This is a genomic window from Actinoplanes sp. NPDC049668 (genome assembly GCF_044465445.1).
In the GTDB taxonomy this organism is placed as follows: domain Bacteria; phylum Actinomycetota; class Actinomycetes; order Mycobacteriales; family Micromonosporaceae; genus Actinoplanes.
Genome location: NZ_JBITLR010000001.1, coordinates 902,248 through 922,061, shown reverse-complemented (window position 1 = coordinate 922,061; position 19,814 = coordinate 902,248). Strand labels below are relative to the sequence as shown.

The 19,814-nt window shown below is 72.1% G+C and carries 12 protein-coding genes; 8 read left to right on the top strand and 4 right to left on the bottom strand.

Annotation, left to right across the window (positions count from 1 at the left end; genetic code table 11):
• The first annotated feature begins 25 nt into the window (after positions 1-25).
• The 4 genes from upp (at position 26) to ACIBSW_RS04235 (ending at position 4,852) form a co-directional block, all read left to right on the top strand.
• Complete coding sequence (gene upp / locus ACIBSW_RS04250) at positions 26-658, top strand: uracil phosphoribosyltransferase (protein WP_354717472.1); 633 nt, start codon at positions 26-28, stop codon at positions 656-658.
• 227 nt (positions 659-885) lie between these two features.
• Complete coding sequence (locus ACIBSW_RS04245; protein WP_354717471.1) at positions 886-1,992, top strand: DegT/DnrJ/EryC1/StrS family aminotransferase; 1,107 nt, start codon at positions 886-888, stop codon at positions 1,990-1,992.
• The gene (locus ACIBSW_RS04240; RefSeq protein ID WP_354717470.1) at positions 1,989-2,978 is read left to right on the top strand and encodes a Gfo/Idh/MocA family oxidoreductase; all 990 of its coding nucleotides are present in this window, start codon (positions 1,989-1,991) and stop codon (positions 2,976-2,978) included. The genes ACIBSW_RS04245 and ACIBSW_RS04240 overlap by 4 nt, the downstream gene beginning before the upstream one ends.
• A 317-nt stretch (positions 2,979-3,295) precedes the next feature.
• On the top strand, positions 3,296-4,852 hold the full coding sequence (locus tag ACIBSW_RS04235; RefSeq protein ID WP_354717469.1) for a glycosyltransferase: 1,557 nt from the start codon (positions 3,296-3,298) through the stop codon (positions 4,850-4,852).
• A 12-nt stretch (positions 4,853-4,864) separates the two neighbouring features.
• Here the strand turns inward: ACIBSW_RS04235 and ACIBSW_RS04230 are convergent, their stop codons facing one another.
• From ACIBSW_RS04230 to ACIBSW_RS04220, 3 genes are read right to left on the bottom strand one after another with little or no spacing between them, the layout of a single operon-like run.
• The gene (locus tag ACIBSW_RS04230; RefSeq protein WP_354717594.1) at positions 4,865-6,736 is read right to left on the bottom strand and encodes a hypothetical protein; all 1,872 of its coding nucleotides are present in this window, start codon (positions 6,734-6,736) and stop codon (positions 4,865-4,867) included.
• A gap of 36 nt (positions 6,737-6,772) precedes the next feature.
• Entirely contained in the window at positions 6,773-8,899 is a 2,127-nt protein-coding gene (locus ACIBSW_RS04225) for a glycosyltransferase family 1 protein (RefSeq protein ID WP_354717467.1), read from the bottom strand.
• Complete coding sequence (locus ACIBSW_RS04220; protein ID WP_354717466.1) at positions 8,896-10,308, bottom strand: glycosyltransferase; 1,413 nt, start codon at positions 10,306-10,308, stop codon at positions 8,896-8,898. Before ACIBSW_RS04220 ends, ACIBSW_RS04225 begins: the two co-directional genes overlap by 4 nt.
• Before the next feature lie 342 nt (positions 10,309-10,650).
• Between ACIBSW_RS04220 and ACIBSW_RS04215 the strand changes: the two genes are divergently transcribed.
• Complete coding sequence (locus ACIBSW_RS04215; protein WP_354717465.1) at positions 10,651-12,192, top strand: glycosyltransferase family 4 protein; 1,542 nt, start codon at positions 10,651-10,653, stop codon at positions 12,190-12,192.
• Positions 12,193-12,271: 79 nt separating this feature from the next.
• Positions 12,272-13,555 (top strand): nucleotide sugar dehydrogenase, encoded by a 1,284-nt coding sequence (locus tag ACIBSW_RS04210; RefSeq protein WP_354717463.1) that lies wholly within the window; start codon positions 12,272-12,274, stop codon positions 13,553-13,555.
• A gap of 46 nt (positions 13,556-13,601) precedes the next feature.
• Here the strand turns inward: ACIBSW_RS04210 and ACIBSW_RS04205 are convergent, their stop codons facing one another.
• The gene (locus ACIBSW_RS04205; RefSeq protein ID WP_354717461.1) at positions 13,602-14,144 is read right to left on the bottom strand and encodes an acyltransferase; all 543 of its coding nucleotides are present in this window, start codon (positions 14,142-14,144) and stop codon (positions 13,602-13,604) included.
• A gap of 98 nt (positions 14,145-14,242) precedes the next feature.
• On the opposite strand from ACIBSW_RS04205, the gene ACIBSW_RS04200 reads away from it, so the two are divergent.
• Positions 14,243-16,393, top strand: coding sequence for a bifunctional glycosyltransferase family 2 protein/CDP-glycerol:glycerophosphate glycerophosphotransferase (locus ACIBSW_RS04200; RefSeq protein WP_354717459.1), 2,151 nt, complete (start codon positions 14,243-14,245; stop codon positions 16,391-16,393).
• Entirely contained in the window at positions 16,386-19,754 is a 3,369-nt protein-coding gene (locus tag ACIBSW_RS04195; RefSeq protein WP_354717457.1) for a CDP-glycerol glycerophosphotransferase family protein, read from the top strand. The genes ACIBSW_RS04200 and ACIBSW_RS04195 overlap by 8 nt, the downstream gene beginning before the upstream one ends.
• Positions 19,755-19,814: the final 60 nt, after the last annotated feature.

The window sequence follows — 19,814 nt, the reverse complement described above, 5'->3', positions numbered from 1 at the left end:
GGGGAACCCCGGTAGGTTGAGCGGCGTGGACGTACTCGTCGTTGATCACCCGCTGGCCCAGTCCCGACTCACCGTCATGCGTGACGCGCAGAGCGACTCCGGCGCCTTCCGTGCCGCGCTGCACGAGCTGACCACGATGGTCGTCTACGAGGCCGCCCGCACCTTCGCGGTCGAGCAGTTCCCGATCACGACGCCGGTCGCGCCGACGCAGGGCACCCGGCTGGCCAACCCGCCGCTGATCGTGCCGGTGCTCCGGGCCGGACTCGGCATGGCCGACGCCGCGCTCGGCCTGCTGCCGGAGTCGTCGATGGGCTTCGTCGGCCTGGCTCGCGACGAGGACACCTACGAGCCGCGCGCGTACATGGAGTCGCTGCCCGGCGACCTGGCCGGCCTGCCCGTGCTGGTGCTCGACCCGATGCTGGCGACCGGCGGTTCGCTGGTGCACTGCTGCCAGCTGCTGGTCGACCGGGGCTGCACCGACGTCATCGTCTGCTGCGTCCTGGCCGCGCCCGAGGGCATCGAGCGGCTGCGCGACTCGGGGCTGCCGCTTCGCCTGATCACGGCGAGCATCGACGAGGGGCTGAACGAGAAGATGTACATCGTTCCCGGGCTGGGTGATGCAGGCGACCGCCAATTCGGCGGAATGCCCCGTTTCTGAGGGAACGTACTTTTACAGAAAGTAACCAACGGGCCCCTAACGGTGTAGACAAGCAGCCGTTCGGGCAAATCGTTGTCTGCGCAGAGTAATCAGTGGGGTCTGTCGAATGCTGTACTGTGGCGTGGCCGCGGGGTTACGGCGGCATGACAGCCCGGTCACCACTAGCGCTCCGTGAGTGGCACGAGGCGATCGCATCTTGTAGCTGTGCGTACTCAGGAGGACTTTCCATGACGGCAAGTCAGGCCGCCATTCCACCCGCCCGCCCGGTCATCGGCGAGGCCGAGATCGATGCCGCCGTACGCGTCCTGCGCAGCGGCATGGTCGTGCAGGGCCCGGAGGTCGCGGCGTTCGAGCGCGAGTTCGGCGAGCTCGTCGCGGGCCGGCACTGCGTGGCCGTGAACTCCGGCACGTCGGCGCTCCAGCTCTCCCTGATGGCGCTGGGCTACGGGCCGGGCGACGAGATCATCGTCCCGTCGTTCTCGTTCGCCGCGAGCGCCAACGCGGTCCGCCTGGTCGGCGCCACCCCGATCTTCGTGGACATCGAGCCCGGCTCGTTCTGCCTGGACCCGGACGCGGTCGCCGCCGCGATCACGCCGCGCACCGTGGCGATCATGCCGGTGCACCTGTACGGGCACCCGGCCGCGATGGACCGGATCATGCCGATCGCCGACGCGCACGGCCTGGCCGTGGTGGAGGACGCCGCGCAGGCGCACGCCGCGGCGCTGAACGGCACGCCGGTCGGAGCGTTCGGCGCGGTCGGCTGCTTCAGCTTCTACCCGACCAAGAACATGCACTCGCTCGAGGGCGGCATGGTCACCACCGCCGACGCCGAGCTGGCGCGCAAGCTGCGGCTGCTGCGCAACCAGGGCATGGAGGCGCGGTACCAGAACGAGATCGTCGGCGCGAACATGCGGATGACCGACGTCGCCGCCGCGATCGGCCGGGTGCAGCTGGCCCAGCTCGCCGGGTGGACCGACAAGCGCCGGGCCAACGCCGCCTACCTCGACGCCCGGCTGGCCGGCGTGGTCACCCCGCCCGTCGCCGAGGGCGCGACCCACGTTTATCACCAGTACACGATCCGCTTCAGCGGCGACCGTGACGCGTTCCAGGCGGCGCTGAAGGAGCGCGGCGTGGGCAACGCCGTCTACTACCCGACGCCGATTCACCGGCTGCGGCCGTACCTGGGTGAGGACGGACAGCCGGGACCCTGGAAGCTGCCGGAGACCGACCGCGCCGCCGAGGAGGTCGTCTCGCTGCCGATCTTCCCCGGGCTGACGACCGATGAGCTCGACCGCATCGTCGAGGCGGTCAACACCGCGGCGGTGCGGGCATGAGCCCGGGCGTTCTGCGCGCCGGCCTCATCGGCCTCGGCGCGATGGGGCGTAACCACGCCCGGGTACTGAATCTGCTGGACGGCGTCGAGCTGGTCGGGGTGCTGGACCCGGCGCCGGGCGCGGTCGCGCCCGGCGGCGTGCCGGTGGTCGCCGACATCGAGCAGCTGCTCGCCCTGCGGCTGGACTACGCCGTGGTGGCCTGCCCGACCGCCCTGCACGAGGAGGTCGGCCTGCGGCTGGCCGAGGCCGGCGTCAACGCACTCATCGAGAAGCCGCTGGCGCCGTCGCTCGACGCGTCGCGCAAGCTGGTCGACGCCTTCGAGAGCCGCGGCCTGGTCGGCGCGGTCGGGCACATCGAGCGGTACAACCCGGCGCTGCAGAGCATGCGTACCCGGCTCGAGGCGGGTGAGCTCGGCGACATGTACCAGGTCGTGACGCGTCGTCAGGGCCCGTTCCCGGGCCGGATCGCCGACGTGGGCGTGGTGATGGACCTCGCCACCCACGACATCGACCTCACCGCCTGGGTGACCGGCCGGGCCTACCTAGACGTCGCCGCCCGCACGGTGTTCCGCAGCGGTCGTCCGCACGAGGACATGGTCTCCGCCGTCGCCGCGATGGAGGACGGCCTGATGGCCAACCACCTGGTGAACTGGCTGAGCCCGCTGAAGGAGCGGTCGACGGTGATCACCGGGGCGAAGGGCTGCTTCGTCGCCGACACCCTGACCGCCGACCTGACCTTCTACGCCAACGGCGCGATCGGCACCGAGTGGGAGGCGCTGCGCGCGTTCCGCGGTGTCTCCGAGGGCGACATGATCCGCTACGCGATCCCGAAGCGCGAGCCGCTGCTGGTCGAGCACGAGCGCTTCCGTGACGCCGTGGAGGGCAAGGAAAGCGACATCGTGACGCTGCGCCAGGGCATGCGTACGGTCGAGGTGGCCGCCGCGGTCCTGCGGTCGGCGAAGGACGGCACCACGGTCCGGGTCTAGGCGGCGAATGCCGGTCGGGCCGGAGTGACACCACTCCGGCCGGACCGGGACGCGGTCTCCGGTCGACTCCGTGGCACGGCAGTCGCGTCAGCCCATGATCACCATATTTCCGGGCAATCCATTGCCACCGCGGTTTCATCGCCGTCGGTGCGGCATGGTTCACCTGAAATATTGCTGATCATCGCTTCCGGTGCGGTCGGTTTGTCGTAGGCTGCCGCCACTCGGAAGCGTTCGCGAGACAAGGTGGAAATACATTGGACATCGGCGATCCGGCGGGGGCCGGCCCGGCGAACCAGGAGGTCCACACGGACCGACCGGTGCCGGACGTGACGGTGATCGTCGCGGTCTACAACACAATGCCATATCTCACGGCATGCCTGGAGTCGGTGCTCACCCAGACCATCGGGGTGGATCGGCTGGAGCTGGTGGCCGTCGACGACGGCTCCACCGACACGGGCGGCGCCGAGCTCGACCGCTTGGCGGCACTTCACCCCGGCACCATGAAGGTCCTGCACCAGGAGAACTCCGGCGGTCCGGCCGGCCCGAGCAACCGCGGCCTCGACATCGCCACCGGCCGCTACGTCTACTTCCTCGGCGCGGACGACACCCTCGGCAGCGAGGCCCTCGAGCGCATGGTCGCCGTCGCCGACGAGCTCGACGCCGACATCGTCCTGGGCCGCCTCGTCGGCACCGGCGGCCGGGTGGTCAACCAGGCCGTCTACCAGGCGGGCAACCGCGACGACATCGACCTGGTCAACTCGGCCCTGCCCTGGGCGCTGTCCAACACCAAGCTGTTCCGGCGGTCGATGATCGAGGAACACGGGATCCGCTACCCCGTGGAGCTTCGCTCCGGCAGCGACCAGCCGTTCACCATCCGCGCGGTGGTCGCGGCCCGGCGGATCGCCGTGCGCTCCGACTACGAGTTCTACTACGCGCACCGCCGCGCGGACGCGAGCAACATCACCTACCGCACCTCGCTCGACGCCTTCGTTCGCGACACCGCGATCATCATGGACACCGCCGCCGATGTGATCACCGATCCGGCCGCCCGGATGAAGGTGCGGCGCCGGCACTTCACCTGGGAGCTGGGCAAGCTGCTCGGCGAGCGTTTCCTCGCCGCCGACCGCGCGGAACAGGGCCGGGTGCAGGAGGGCGTCCGCAAGCTGGCCGAGGCGTACCTGACCGGCGAGGTCCGGGCGAGCCTCGACGTGCGGCATCGGGTGTCGCTCAGCATCGCGCAGTTCGGCACGCTCGACGACCTGATCGCGAGCGCCCGGCACTACGCCGAACACAAGCTCACGCCGGTCGTCTTCGACGACGGCCGCTGCTACATCGGCTACCCCGGCTTCCGGGACGCGGAGCGCGGTTTCCCCGACGAGTGGTTCGACGACACCGAGCGGCTGCGCAGGAACGCCGCCCAGCTCGGCCCCGCCGACGTGCGCTGGGGCCAGGCCGGCGGCCGGCCCGCCCTGGTGCTGCGGTGGGACTGCGCGCTCGCCGCCGGTAGCCAGGACGACGGGCTCGAGCTGCGGGTCACCCTTGGCGACCGCACCGGCACCGCCGAGCTGAAGGACGACGACGGCCGGGTGAGCGTGCATGCCGCGTTCGCGATCGGCGACCTGGTGGCCGGCCAGGCCGGCATCCGCGGCAAGCGCGTCCGCTTCGCCGGGGTGAACGGGGACCACCGTTTCGGCGCCGCCGTCACCGCTGCCGGCGTCGCCGCCGCCCAGCGCCGCGTGCACCGGCACGGGTCCCGGTTCTATCTGATCAGCGCGACGCTGGACAAGAACGCCCGAATCGGTGTCCGCGTGCAGCCACTCACGCCGCGCCGGGTCGCCGGCCGGTTGCTGCGCAAGCTGCGCGGGCGCCGCTGACGCGGGGGTCCTTCACCGCAGCACCTTGCGGGCGGCCCTCCAGAGCAGGGTGTTCTTCAGCCACCGCAGCCGTGACCGCCGCCGCTTGACGACCGGCGGCTTGGGCTTGGGCGGCTTGGGTGGCGTCGTGACGCGGTCGTAGGTGGCGAGGGTCGCGGTACCGACGGTGCCGGGCTCGAGCTGCTCGGAGGCCATCGCCAACCAGGCGAACTGGCGCAGCGTGCGCTGGTCCGCCCGGTCCTTGTGCACGGCGGTGGTGAGCGCCTTCTCGACCGCGTCACGGCGGATCAGCTGGGCGATCGGGCCCTGCGCCGTGTCGACGAGGTCGGCGATCGTGCGGACGCCGTCGCCGTCCCAGATCCGGGCCGCGGTCGACTTGCCGGTGGACACGCTGACGAACGGCACGTCGGCCCACTCCGGCACCAGGCGCCCGATCAGGCTGGTGTGCAGGAGCCGTTCCCGCTTCTGCTCCGCGGTCAGCCCGAACGTGGCGGCCACGAAGCCCGGCGACAGGAACGGGGTGACCATGCCGATCGAGTACGCCGAGGTGTACCAGCGGCGTACCCGCTCGGTCAGGTAGATGTAGTCGATCAGGTGCACGTCGCGCAGGCCGATGTCCTTCGCGTGATCGAGCAGGCCGGTGATCCGTACCCGTTCGGCGGCGGTCGCGGACTCGGCGACCACGTCCTTCGGCACCGCCGCCATCAGGCGGGCCAGCGCCTCCTCCTCGGGTGTCCGGCCGCCGGCCGCGGGATACCAGTAACCGGTGCTGAGCTCGCCCGCGGCGCCGGTGAAGCTGGCCGGTATCGCGTCGTCGCGAAGCTGCTCCCGCCCGGCCGGCCGGCCGATGTAGGTCGACGGGAACTGGAAGTCGTGCAGGCGTTGCAGCCGCGCGGTGCGCTCACGCAGCCCGACCCGCAGCACGTCGTCGGGCGCGCCGGACCGGGTCAGCCGGTGCTCCGGCGTCAGCCCGCGCTTGTCGCGCAGGATCCTGACCAGCTCGCGCGCGACCTCACCCTCGGCCGCGGTGTCCTCATTGGTGGCGAATCGCGGCAGGCGGCCGCCGGCGATCAGCGAGGCCGCGATGAGCCGCGAATCCTTGCCACCGGACAGGCCGAGGGTGATCGGGTCGGCGTACAGGTCGCTGATGCTGCCGGCGGTGGTGGTGATCGCCTGCGCGGCCAGGTCCAGCGACTCCTCGGTCGGCCGTCCCTGCCCGGCGAAACCGGACATCACCAGGTCGTCGACGCCGTACCTGGTCTCCGTGGCGACGTCCCAACCGCCGCCGGGCCGCCGCCGCCCGGTGACCCGCTCGCCCGGCTGCAGCAGGCGTGCGCCGCGCACGGGGGACAGGTCACCGCCGAAGTGCCCGGTCACCGCGTAGGAGGCCCAGCCGTCGAGGTCGGGCTCCGCGGTGCCGTGCAGGAAGGTGGTCAGCAGGCTCGGTCGGCTGCACAGCGCGGTGATCCCGTCGGCCGCGCCGGTGAACAGGCGGCACATGCCGATCCAGTCCTGCTGGATCGCGAAGCGCTGGTCGCCGTCGAGGGCGATCAGGCCGAACGGCGGCACCACGTCGCGGTGGATGTCCGCGCCGGCCAGCAACCGCCGCGCCAGCGCGACCGGGCCGCCGGCGGTGTCCGCACCGACCGGCAGGCCCAACGACAACGCGCTGACCGGGCCGTCCGTCGCGACCATCGGCCAGCGGTACGCACCCTGATCGCTGCGGTGCAGGAACGTGACACCCCAGTCCGCGCCGCCGAACTCCTGGCGGAGGTACGTCTCGGGTACCAGCGCGGACACGGCCGATTCGAAGCGGTCCCGGGCGGCGCGGATCCTCTCCTCGGGCAGGCTGCGGTGACCGAACCAGGCCAGCACGACGTACATGTTCACCCCGTTGATTCGTGTGGCACGGCGACCGGATCAGGAGAGCAGTAGCCGGTCGTACTCGGCCTGGGTGACCGACCAGTCCCAGGTGATCATGGCGTGTGCGGCCGCGGCCTCGCCGGCCTTGCGCCAGGATTCGTCCGTGGCGGTCTGCGCCATGATCCGGTCGGCCGCCGCCTGCGGCGTCGTCACGATCCAGTCCGAGGGGAAGATGCTGCGGGCGCTCGCCTTGCCGCCGGCGAAGAACGGCCAGTCCCGGACCACCGGCACCGCGCCGCTCGCCGCGCCCTCGATCAGTCCGAGGTGGAAGCTCTCCCGGACCGAGGTGCTGAGGATGACCCCGACGTCGGTGAGCGCCGCCGGCACGTCGTCGGTCTGACCGACCCGGCGTACGGCGCCCTGGCCCTCGAGCTTCTCCAGTTCGGCCGCGAAGCGCCGGTGGTAGGCGGCGGCGGTGGCGTTCGGCGAGCCGTCGATCTCCTTGCCGATCAGCACGAGCTTGTACCGGTCGTCGCGGCGGCGCAGCTCGCGCAGCACCTCGAAGGCCCACAGCGGGTCCTTTGCGATGGCGCTCAGCCCGACCAGGCCCAGGTTGAAGCGCGCCTCGTCGGCCTTCGGGCGGCGATAGCGGTCGAGCTTGACCGCATTGGTGATCACCGGTGTGCGCGGCGCGCCGGGCTCCCGCAGGCGCGGCGCGACGTCGAGGGTGAACTCGCGCAGCGGCTCGGAGACGAAGACCAGGTCGTCGACCCGGGACATGTCGATCAGGTGCGGGAAGACCGTGAACGCCTCGTAGCTGTGCAGCCGGACGATGATCCGGGTGCTACCCGGGTCCACTGTGGTCAGCATCGCCGCGTGTCCGAGGCACCAGTCGACGAAGATGGTGTCCGCCCACTCGATGTGCGGCGCGAACCATTCGCGTACCTGGTCGCCGTACTCGGAGTTGCCGGCCAGCAGGTGCCGGACGAGCTTGCCCGTCTGCCGGCTGAGCGGCTCCCGCTCCTCGTCGTCGAGCAGGCTGAACCTGCGCACCTCGAACCGCGGGTCCGCGTCGTAGCGTTCCCGGATGTCGCCGAGGAAGTACTCGTTGGCCCGGGTCAGGAAGAGCAGCCGGTGCGGGCGGTCGCCCGGCGGCGCGACGGCCGGCGTCCGCCGCCCGCGCGGCGCGACCAGGGCCTGGCCGGCCTTGCTCCGGTGCAGCGGCGCCAGAAAGCCGGCGGGGTCCTTGGCCGACGGCGACTCCAGCGAGTCGAAGTGCACGGCCCGGTTGAACAGCAGCGGGATGATCCGGGAGACGGACCGGGTCGCCTCGGTGAGGTCGTCGCGGGCCAGCGCCTTGTCGGCGAGGTCAAGCTCGGCCGCCGCGGCCTCGCGCAGGAAGACCGGAATGCGGCCGGCCTCGAGTTCGGCGGTCGCCGCCTCGCGCAGCCACTCCGCCTTCGTCGCCCGAGCGTGCAGCCGGCGGGTCGCGGCGATCCTCGCCGCGCCGGCCGCGTCGGGCAGGCCCATCGCGAGCAGCCGCTCGGTGATCTGCTCGCCCCACCTGATCCGCCTGGTGTCGCCGAGCCCGGGCGCGTCGAGCAGCAGCTCCCACGCCCGGCGGCCACCGGGCCGGCCCAGGACCCGCCGGCCGGAGCCGCGCCGGGCCACCTTGTCGACGAGCCGGTCGGCGCGTTCGCGGACGGCGGCGACGGCGACGACCGGCGACGGCCCGCGGCGCACGACCCGGCGCCTCGCGTAACGGGACGGGTTCTCGGCGCGCCTGGCGACGGCCGCGAGGGCGGGCGCGAGCCCGACGACGGCATCGGACGCGCGGTATCGCCGGGACAGCTGCCAGACGGTGTGCAGCGCGTTCGCGTCGAGCGCCACCAGGACGTCCGCGGCACCGGCCAGCCGGCGCAGCTTCCGGTCGGCGCGGGCCCGCAGCCAGAGCTTGCGGCCCTTGACGGCGCGCTTGTACTCGGCCCGGTCGTCGCGCGGCAGGCTCTTCACGGCGGGCAGGCCGTGCAGCGTGGCCGTGCCCTCCGGCACGCTGATCTTCTCCGGGTCGCAGCCGGAGACGATGGTGACCCGTACCCCGCTGTCGTGCAGCTGCTGGACGGTGTCGGCGAGCACGGTCGGCCGTCCCGGGATCCAGTTGGTGACGATCAGGACCTCGGTCATGCGGACAGCTCCCCGGCGAGCACAGGCGTCTTCAAGACGGTGGCGGTGACGTGGCGCACGGCGGGCTCGATCTGGGCGGCGCGCGCGTACCGGAGTGCGCCGGCCCGGACCGCGGCCCGGTCCTCGGCGGTGGCCTCGCGGGCGAGCCGGGCGGCCGCCCGGAACGAGGCGGCGAGCAGGTCGGGGTCGAAGCCGACCGCCCCGGTCCACAGCGGACTGGCCGACATCACGGTGGACGCGTCGTGCTCCGCCTCGTGTGCCGAGATCACCGGCAGGCCGCTGGCGAGCGCCTCGTACACCTTGCCGGAGGTCATGAAGCGGCCGCCGATCACCAGGAGCAGGATGACGTCCCAGCTCGCGTACACGTCGGCGACCTCGGCCTTGGGCACCGGGCCGCCGAAGCGGACGCCGTCGGCGTGCGCGGCGCTCAGCATCTCCATGTAGGCGTTGTCCTCGCGGGCCGAGCCCGCGCCGATGTGCCCGCGGAAGTCCAGGGTCGCGCCGGCCAGCAGCGGGTCGTCGGCCCGGGCGGCGCGCCACGCGTCGAGCACCGCGGCGAACAGCTTCGGCTGGAAGGTCAGCGTGCCCAGGTAACCGAAGCGTAGGCCCTCGGCGGGGTCGGGCAGCCGGGTGACGGCGGGGACGCTCGCCTCGTCGTAGCCGTTGCGGACTACCGAGATCTTCTCCGCGAGCTCGGGGTAGCGCTCGCGGTAGTGCTGGGCGATGGGGTCGTTGACGCACCAGACGGCGACCGCCGCGTCGAGCAGCTTGGCCTCCCAGCGCCCGGAGATGGAGTGCTTGGTGAACGCCTCGCCGCCGCCGATCACGTCGACCGACCAGCCGTCGCGGAAGTCGACGACGTACGGCACCCGGTGCTCCTGCCACAGCCGCCAGGTCGCCGACAGGTTCACGTACGGCGCGCAGGTGGTGACGAGCAGGTCGGCGGGGTCGCGCCGGTGCAGGTCGAGCAGGGCGGCCTCGAGGGCCGGGCGCCAACCGCCGAACCGGGGCTCCGGGAACTGCTCGAGGTGCCGGTGCACCTCCTCGACTCCCCACTCGGACGGCAGCAGCGAACGGCGCTCGGAGAAGTTCCGGACGTCGGTGTCCAGGTCCTCGCGCATCAGCGGCAGCTCGACGATGCGGACACCCGGGTCGACGTCCGCGGAGAGGCTGTGATCGAGCCCGAACTCGCGCTCCCAGGCCTCCTGACAAATGGTGATCACCGTGACATCCCACCCGGCGGCGTACAGCTGGTTGGCCGTTTCGCGCATCCGGTATGCACAGCTCTTCGCCGCCGGCGGGAAGCCGATCGCCAGGTAGTAGGCGTGCGGGCGGCCGGTGTCGGGCCGGCGCCGCGGTCCGGTCACACGGGCCCAGCGCCGGCCGATCGACCGGGGGCGACGAATCATGCTTGGGGTTCCTACTTCCGGCGCGGTAACAGGTGACCGTCCGTCAGGAGTCGGACAGGGGTCAACGGTGCGAGATAAAGTAAAACATTCAGCGCGGAAAGTCATTCATTCGTTGATGTTGGCCACCTGGTCACTCTGTGTAATTGATTCGATGCGATGGGTCTGTGCACCCCGGGCGTGCCGGACCCTCGGGTGCAGAAGCCCTATATGGTCGTCATCGCGAATTGATTCGTCGACGTCGTGACGCTACGGTCCGCGGGTCCCGATGCCCGGGGCGCGATGCGGCGCCCGGCGGCGCGGCGATCTCGACAGGGAACATCGATAAAAGCGGAAGAGAGCGTCATGGGATTCGACGTGGCCGGGCCACCGCAGGATCGACGCCGGGTCGTCATGCTGGTCGACAACGGCGTGAACGGCGACTCGCGGGTGCAGAAAGAGGCCCGGTCCGCGGCCGAGGCAGGCTTCGACGTGACGCTGCTGGGCCGCTCGCCCGACAAGCAGGAGCACACCTGGAGCCTGGGCCCCGCGCGGGTGCGGCTGCTGCCGATGGCCACGCCGCTGGCCAAGCGCCCGCACGAGTTCCGCCGGCACTGGCTGGTCGCGCCCCTGGCGTACCCGCCGACCGGGGTCGGCGCGCAGCGGGCGCAGGCGGTCCGGGCCCGGAAGGCCGACCTGCAGGTGCGGCGCGCGGCCGGCGCCGGCGGGCTGCAGGCCACGACCCTGCGGGCCGAGTGGCTGGCGGCCCGGGCGATGTCACGCTGGGTGTCGGTACGCCGTAAGCAGTCCGACAAGTGGCGCAAGGCCCGCAATCGGCTCGACACCCCCTCCGACCGGCTCTACACCTGGTTCTGGCAGAAGGCGATGGGCGACCGCTCCTGGCGCCGGATCGAGCCGGGCCTGTGGGACTGGGAGATCGCCTACGGTCGCGTCATCGACGAGCTCGAGCCGGACCTGATCCACGCCAACGACTTCCGGATGCTCGGCGTCGGTGCCCGGGCGAAGATCCGCGCCAAGGGTGCCGGCCGGGACGTGAAGCTGGTCTGGGACGCGCACGAGTTCCTGCCCGGCGTGCGCCCGTGGACCGATCACGAGCGCTGGCGGATCGGCCACATGGCCCACGAGCGCGAGTACGTCAAGTACGTCGACGCGGCCATGACCGTCTCCGACGACCTCGCCGGGATGCTGCAGGAGGCGCACGGCCTCGCCGCCCGGCCGCGGGTGGTGCTCAACACCCCGGCGGTCGAGCACGCCCCCGAGCTGGAGGACGGCGACGACCTCCCCGAGCTGCCGCAGGCCGACCTGCGCGAGATGTGCGACATCGGCCCCGACGTGCCGCTGCTGGTCTACAGCGGCGCCGCCGCGCCGCAGCGTGGCCTCGACATCATGGTCGAGGCGCTGCCGCGGCAGCCCGGCGTGCACGTCGCCCTCGTGACCAACAACCACCACGGCGTCTTCATGACCGGGCTGGTCGAGCGCGCCAAGGAGCTCGGCGTCCTCGACCGGGTGCACGTGCTCAGCTATGTGCCGCACTGGCAGGTCGTGCCGATGCTCTCCGGCGCAGACGTCGGCGTGATCCCGATCCACCACTGGCCGAACCACGAGATCGCCCTGATCACCAAGTTCTTCGAGTACGCGCACGCGCGGCTGCCGCTGGTGGTCAGCGATGTGCGGACGATGGCGGCGACCGTTCGGGAGACCGGACAGGGCGAGGTGTTCACGGCGGAGGACCTCGACGACTACGTCCGCGCCGTGCAGGCCGTCCTCGACGACCCGAAGCGTTACCGCGGGGCGTACGACAAGCCGGGCCTGCTCGACGAATGGACCTGGGCGGCTCAGGCCAAGGTCCTGACCTCGGTCTACCGCCAGGTGCTCGAGCCGTCCTGAGCCGGGAACGCCGGTCTAAGCTTCATCACCGTCCATGGGGTCGTCGGCGCGAGACGCGCCAAGGAGGATTAACGCCAGCATGAAGATCTGCGTCGTAGCCCTGGGCAAGATCGGGCTGCCGCTCGCCGTCCAGTTCGCCTCAAAGGGGCACACCGTGATCGGCGCGGACGTCTCCGAGCCGACGGTCCGCACCGTCAACGACGGTCTGGTGCCGTTCCCGGGCGAGGCCGACCTGGACGTCAAGCTCAAGCAAGCGGTCGGCGCCGGCCTGCTGTCGGCCACCACCGACACCGCCGCCGCGGTCGCCGAGTCCGACGCCGTCGTGGTCGTCGTGCCGCTCTTCGTCGACGGCGAGGGCGTGCCGGACTTCGGCTGGATGGAGTCCGCGACCCGCGACATCGCCCGCGGCCTGCGGCCGGGCACGCTGGTCAGCTACGAGACCACGCTGCCGGTCGGCACCACCCGGGACCGCTGGGCGCCGCTGCTCGAGGAGGGCTCCGGCCTGGTCGCCGGTCGCGACTTCCACCTGGTCTTCAGCCCGGAGCGGGTGCTCACCGGCCGGGTCTTCGCCGACCTGCGCAAGTACCCGAAGCTGGTCGGTGGCGTGGACGCCGGCTCGGCGCAGCGTGGTGTCGAGTTCTACGAGGCCGTGCTGGACTTCGACGACCGCCCGGACCTCAGCCGGCCCAACGGCGTCTGGGACCTCGGCTCGGCGGAGGCCGCGGAGCTGGCGAAGCTCGCCGAGACGACCTACCGGGACGTCAACATCGGCCTGGCGAACCAGTTCGCCCGGTTCGCGGACACCATCGACGTCGACGTGAACCTGGTCATCGACGCCTGCAACACCCAGCCCTACAGCCACATCCACCGGCCGGGCATCGCGGTCGGCGGCCACTGCATCCCGGTCTACCCGCGGCTGTACCTGTGGAACGACCCGTCGGCCACGGTCGTGCGGGCGGCCCGCGAGGCGAACACTGCGATGCCGGCGTACGCGGTGGACCTGCTCGCGGCCGCGGTCGGCGACCTCGACGGGCTCGGTGTGCTGGTGCTCGGCGCGGCGTACCGCGGCGGGGTCAAGGAGACGGCGTTCTCGGGCGTCTTCCCGGCGGTCGAGGAGCTGCGCCGCCGGGGCGCGAAGCCCTACGTCTCGGACCCGATGTACAGCGCGGCCGAGCTGACCGCGCTGGGCCTGCCGCCGTGGAACGGCGAGGAGCTGGGCGCGGCGGTCGTCCAGGCGGACCACGCCGAGTACCGCGCGCTGACCAGCGCCGACCTGCCGGGTGTCAAGGTCATCGTCGACGGGCGCCGGACGACCGACCCGGCGCGCCTGGAAGGGATCCGCCGGATCGTCATCGGCGGCTGAAGCCTCGTCCCGGGGCGGGTCCGCCCGCCCCGGGCGCAACGGCCGGCTACCTGCGCTCGGGGTCGCGGCTGACGATCTCGCCGCTCTCGTCGACCCAGCCCCTCGGCCGGGCCGGGTTGCCGGCGACCAGCTGGTACGGCGCGACGTCCTTGGTGACTACGGAACCGGCGGCGATCATCGCGAACTCGCCGACCTCGATGCCGCAGATCAGCGTCGCGTTCGCCCCGATCGAGGCACCGCGGCGCACCAGCGTCGGGGTGATCTTCCAATCGGCGTTCTGTGCCCGCGGTCGCAGGTCATTGGTGAAGACGGCGCAGGGCCCGACGAACACCTCGTCCTCGATCGTCACGCCCTGGTACACCGAGACATTATTTTGGATCTTGACTCGGCTGCCCACGACCGCGTTGGCGTCGAGATAGACGTTGCGACCGATCACGCAGTCGTCGCCGACGATCGCCGAAGACCTGACGTGCGCGAGGTGCCATACCTTCGTTCCGGCGCCGATCTGGGCGCCTTCCTCCACGTCCGCGGACGGGTGGAAGAAGGGCGGCCGGCTGCCGGCCTCGGAGTCGATATTCGTGTGGTCCATCGTTGCAGTGTGAACCTTGACCGGCCGGTGACGGAAACCGGGGAAACAATTCCGGAATATGCCGGGTGTTACTCTAGGTGCCCCCTTGAAGTCATCTAATGGACGGTCTGCGCACCTACATGCCGAACCTCGTCAGCATCGTCGTCCCCGCGTGGAACATCCAGGGTTACCTCGCCGAATGCCTCGGCTCGCTGCTCGACCAACAGGCGGTAGAGGTCGAGGTGATCGGCGTCGACGACGCCTCCCCCGACCACGGCGGCGAGGTCCTCGACGGGTACGCGGCCCGCGACCCCCGGGTCACCGTGCTGCACCTCGACGTCAACGGCGGCCCCGGCGCGGCGCGTAACGCGGGTCTCGAGCGAGCCACCGGCGAGTACGTCTGGTTCGTGGACGGCGACGACCGGATCGTGCCGGGCGCGCTCGCCGCGATCAATGCGAAGCTGCTCGAGGAGAAGCCCGACGTACTCGTCGTCGGCACCGCGCGTGAGCGGTGGAACCGGTCCGTGTCGGGCGACTACACGCCGGCGTCGGTGAAGACCGGCCCGGCGGCGCTGAGCGGCCCGGTACCGCCGCTGGGCGCCCTGGTGGTGCGCCGCCAGTTCCTGACCGAGTCCGGCATCCGCTTCACGCCGGGTTGGTATGAGGACGTCGCATTCGGTTACGCGGTGCTCGCCGAGGCGTCCGTCGTCGACACCCTGCCAGCCGCCTGCTACATCCGGCGGCTGGACCGGGACCGCTCGATCCGGACCACCCGGTCGGCGAAGCACGCCGCCGCCGTCGGGCAGTTCGACCAGCTGCTGAGCCGTCCGGCGATCGCCGCGGCCGCGCCCGAGCTGCGCCGGCGCGCGCTGGACCGGGCCGTCACCGAGCTGACGAAGATCATGGAGGACGGCCGGCGGATGCCGGCCCGGGCACGCCGGGCCATGTTCGCCGAGATCTCCGGGCTGCTGCGCAAGCACGGGGCGGCGGGCGGCGCCGGCGGACTGAGTCGCAGGCTGATCGCCGCCGACTCGTTCACGGCGTTCCGGGCGCTGCGCGGCACCCGCAAGGCGGCCGGCAAGGTTCGCAACTCGCTCGGCACGGCCAAGGGCCGGCTGCGCAAGCTGGCGCTGCGCGGCTATTACCGGTGGCAGCTGCGGCTGCCGATCGACGAGAACCTGGCCGTCTACGCGGCGTACTGGTACCGCGGCTATGCCTGCAATCCCGCCGCCATCTACGAGAAGGCCCGGGAGCTCGCCCCCGCCGTCCGGGGTGTCTGGGTCGCCAAGCCGGGCAAGTCGATGCCGAAGGGTGTTCCGGTCGTCGTCCCCGGCAGCAGGGCCTACTACCGGGCCATCGCGCGGGCGAAGTATCTGATCAACAACGCCACCTTCCCGCCGGAGGTGGTGAAGCGGCCCGGCGCGGTTCACGTGCAGACGCACCACGGCACCCCGCTCAAGACCATGGGGCTCGACCAGCCGAAGTTCCCGGCCTCCACGGTCGGTTACAACGCCGCGCGGATGCGCCGCAACATCGCCAAGTGGGACTTCAGCATCACCGCGAACCGGCACACCACGCTGCTGTGGGACCGGCAGTTCCCGGTCAAGGGCGAGACGCTCGAGACCGGATACCCGCGCAACGACCGGCTCGCCCTCGCCACGGCCGAGGACGTCGCGGCCGCCCGCGCGGAGCTCGGCATCGCCCCCGGCGAGCGGGTGGTGCTCTACGCGCCGACCCATCGGGAGTGGCACGCCGCCTTCACGCCGCCCCTGGACGTCGACGCGCTCGCCGAGGAGCTGGGCCCGGACACCCGGGTGCTCCTGCGCGGGCACTACTTCTACGGCCTGGCCGGCTTCCCGGTGCGGCATCCGCGCGTCGTCGACGTCTCGTCGTTCCCCTCGGTCGAGACGCTCTACCTGGCCGCCGACGTGCTGATCACCGACTTCTCCTCGGCGATGTTCGACTACGCGGTGCTGGACCGGCCGTTGGTGATCTTCGCGCCGGACTGGGAGATCTACCGGGCGGTGCGCGGCGTAACGTTCGACCTGCCCACCGAGCACCCGGGCACTTTCGCGCGTACCTTCGAACAACTGGTCGCGGCCTTCCGCAGCGGTCAGATCGACGGCGACCAGGCCGCGGAGTTCCGCGCCCGATTCCGGGAGCGGTTCTGCTCCCTGGAGGACGGCCACGCCGCGGAGCGGGTGGTACGCCGGATCCTGCTGAACGAGAAGTCGCCCGTCGCTGATCGAAAGGTTTCCCTCGATGACTGAGCTCGTCCCTGGGCTGGTAAGCGTCATCGTGCCGATCTACAACGTTGAGCCGTTCCTGCGCGACTGCCTCGACTCGCTGCGCGCACAGACCTACACCGACCTGCAGGTCCTGCTCGTGGACGACGGGAGCACCGACGGCTGCGCGGGCATCGCCGAGGAGTTCGTCGCCGCGGACTCCCGGTTCCAGCTGATCAGCCAGGCCAACGCCGGCCTCAGCGCGGCACGCAACGTGGCCGTCCCGGTCGCGAAGGGCGAGTACATCGCGTTCGTCGACAGCGACGACGTGCTGGCCGCGCACGCCTACGAGCTGCTGGTCCAGGCCATGGCCGGCGGTGCCGACTTCGCCAGCGGGGCGGTGCGCCGCTACTCGACGCGCGGCACCTACCGGGGCGGGCCGCACAACGACGCGATCGGCCCGACCGACCTGAACACCCACGTCTCGGGCAACGCGAAGCTGCTGCGCGACCGCACCATCTGGAACAAGGTCTACCGGCGCAGCTTCTACGACGCGCACGGCTTCGAGTTCCCGGTCGGCCGGCTCTTCGAGGACGTGCCGGTCACCGTGCCGGCGCACGCGCTGGCCAAGAGCGTGGCGATCGTCAACGAGCCGATCTACTTCTGGCGGGTGCGCGAGGGCGCGGTCCGCTCGATCACCCAGTCCGACAACGACCAGCGCAACCTGATCGACCGGTTCTACTCCGTGAACCTGACGCGGCGGCTGCTCCGGGACGCCGGCAAGACCGAGCTCCTGCGGGTGTACGAGGAGCAGGCGATCTGGGACAAGCTGAGCAGCTACCTGAAGTACCTGCCGGCCGCCTCGCCGGAGTTCCGGGCGACGTTCCTGGACCTGGCCACGGCCTACCTCGACGACGTCGACCCGGGCGCCGTCGACCGGCTCCCGGCGAAGGTCCGCAAGCACTGGAAGCTGATCCGGGCCCGCCGCGTCGACGAGCTGATCGAGCTGATCGACAAGGGCTTCCGCAAGCCGAAGGCGGCGCCGCCGCCGAGGGTGGCCTCCGGCGTCCGCACGCTCGCCTGGCGGGACAGCCGCCTGGAGCTCACCGGCTATGCGTACGTGCCGGGCGGGGCGCCGCGCCGGTTCGGCTCGATGCGGCTGCTCTGGCTCTCCAGCGACGGCGGCCGTCGCAAGATCCCGCTGCGGGCCCGGGCGCACAAGGACCCGCAGGCCCCGGCGGCCGAGCAGGCGGCGGGCTTCGCCGTCTCGGTGAACCCGATGTCGCTGCGGGTCGGCAAGATCTGGCGCAGCGGGACCTGGACGGTCGCGGTCGCCGCGACGCGCGGCATGACGCTGCGCCGCGCCGCCCTCCGGATGCCCGACGACTGGACCGACCCCCTGCCCCGGCAGCAGATGGCGCCCGGCGTCTGGGTCACCCCGATCGTCACGAAGGGCTGGCTGCGGCTGCGGGTGAGCAAGTCCGACGGCTGGCTGACGGCGAGCCGCCGCGACGGCGACGACCTGGTACTCGAGGGCCGGCTCCGGAGCCGGCCGCGGGACGCGGTCCGGATCGAGCTGAGCCGGGTGCGGGGCATCGTCAGCCGCCAGGTGCCGGCCGAGGTCAGCCCGGTGGCGGACGGCTTCGCGTTCTCGGCCCGGATCCCGCTGGCGGGCATCGGGCTCGACGTCGACGACGACAACCACGCCGCCGGCCTGTACGCGCAGAACTTCAAGATCGACATCGTGGTCAAGGACAAGCCGGTCCAGCTGGTCGCCGACGAGGACTACGCGCAGACCCGGACCGTCGTGGGCACGGACGAGGTCTACACCACCGTCTCGGCCGGCGGGCAGGTCTCCCTCTGCACCCGGCCGGCCGGCCCGGTGGTGACCGGGGCCGAGTGGCGTTCCGACGGCGCCCTCGTGCTCAGCGGCGACAGCCCGCGCCCCGTCGAGGGCGAGCTGATGCTGCGCCTGCGCGGCCGGCGCCGGGACGTCCGGCTGCCGCTGCGGGTGCTGGACGGCCGCTGGCAGGTGACGGTCGACCCCTCGGCCGTTCCGGGGCTGGGCGGCCCGCTGCCGCTGGTCGCCGGCACCTGGGATCTCTCGTTCAGCTGCGACGGCGCCTACCACCGGACCATCGCCGCGCTGGGCTTCGCCGACGCCGTCGGCGCCGCCCTGCCGACCTCCGCGACGGCCCCCGACGGCGTGCGCAGCGTGCTGCGGACGGCCAGCAACCAGCGGGCCGTGATCGTCGTGGAGGCTCCCGCCCTCGACCCGGCCGAGCAGGAACGCCTGGCGGCCGCGTACGGGCGGGCGGCGGCCACCACCGCCCTGCGGGAGGTCGTGCTCTTCGACGCCGCGCCGGGCCGCCGCTTCGCCGACGACCCGGCCGCGCTGCTGGCCGAGCTGACCGGCCGCCCGGGCGCGCCGGCGGCCCGCTGGACCGTCGAGCGCGGGCAGCCCGTCCCGGCCGGCGCCGACCCGGTCACCCTGGGCAGCGAGGCCTGGTACGAGGCGCTGACCACCAGCCGCTGGATCGTCGCCAACGACAGCCTGCCGCGCTGGTTCAAGCCGCGGGAGGGCCAGGTGGTGCTGCGGCTGGCCGGTGGCTGGCCGGTGGCCCGCTTCGGCGCGCAGGCGATCGCCCACCCGCTCGGCCAGGAGCTGATCGACCAGGTCGAATCGGACGCGGCGAGCTGGACGGCGCTGGCCTCGCCGGGCCCGTCGGCCACCCCGGTGCTGCGCCGGGAGCTGCGCTTCGGCGGCACCGTGCTCGAGTACGGCCGGCCGGCGAACGACCCGCTGACGACGACGGACGCGGAGGCGGCCCGGGCCGCGGTGCTCGAGCGCCTGGAGCTGCCCGCCGACACCCGCCTGGTTCTCTACGCGCCCACCCGGCGGCCGATGGACCTGCGCAAGCGCGGCTGGAGCGACCCGGGCAAGCTGCTGGACCTGCCGGGCGTCGTGGCCGCCCTGCCGCCGGGCCACGAGCTGCTGGTCCGCCGCCATCCCGCGCTCGGCGACGACGTGCTGGGCCTGGTGCCCGGCGTGCTCGACGTCTCCGCCTACCCGCGGGTGGCCGACCTGCTGCTCGCCGCCGACGTGCTGATCACCGACTATTCGGCGCTGCTGGCCGACTTCGCGCTCACCGGCCGGCCCGCCATCCTGTACGTGCCCGACCTCGACCACTTCGAGGCCTCGCCGGGCCTGAACGTCGATCTCGCGACGGCCGCGCCCGGCCCGCTGTTGCGCACCTCGGCCGAGGTCGTCGCGGCCGTCGGCAACCTCGGGCCGCTCACCGCCGAGTACGGGCAGGCGGCCAAGTCGTTCGCGGAGAGCCACGCCACCTCCGGCGCCGGCCAGGCGGCCAGGAAGCTGGTCGACTGGCTGCTGGCCGCCCGCTGATTAACCCCGCGGAGGAGTTGCGGTTTCCGCGGGGTGACCGCGGCCACTATCGTTTCGCCC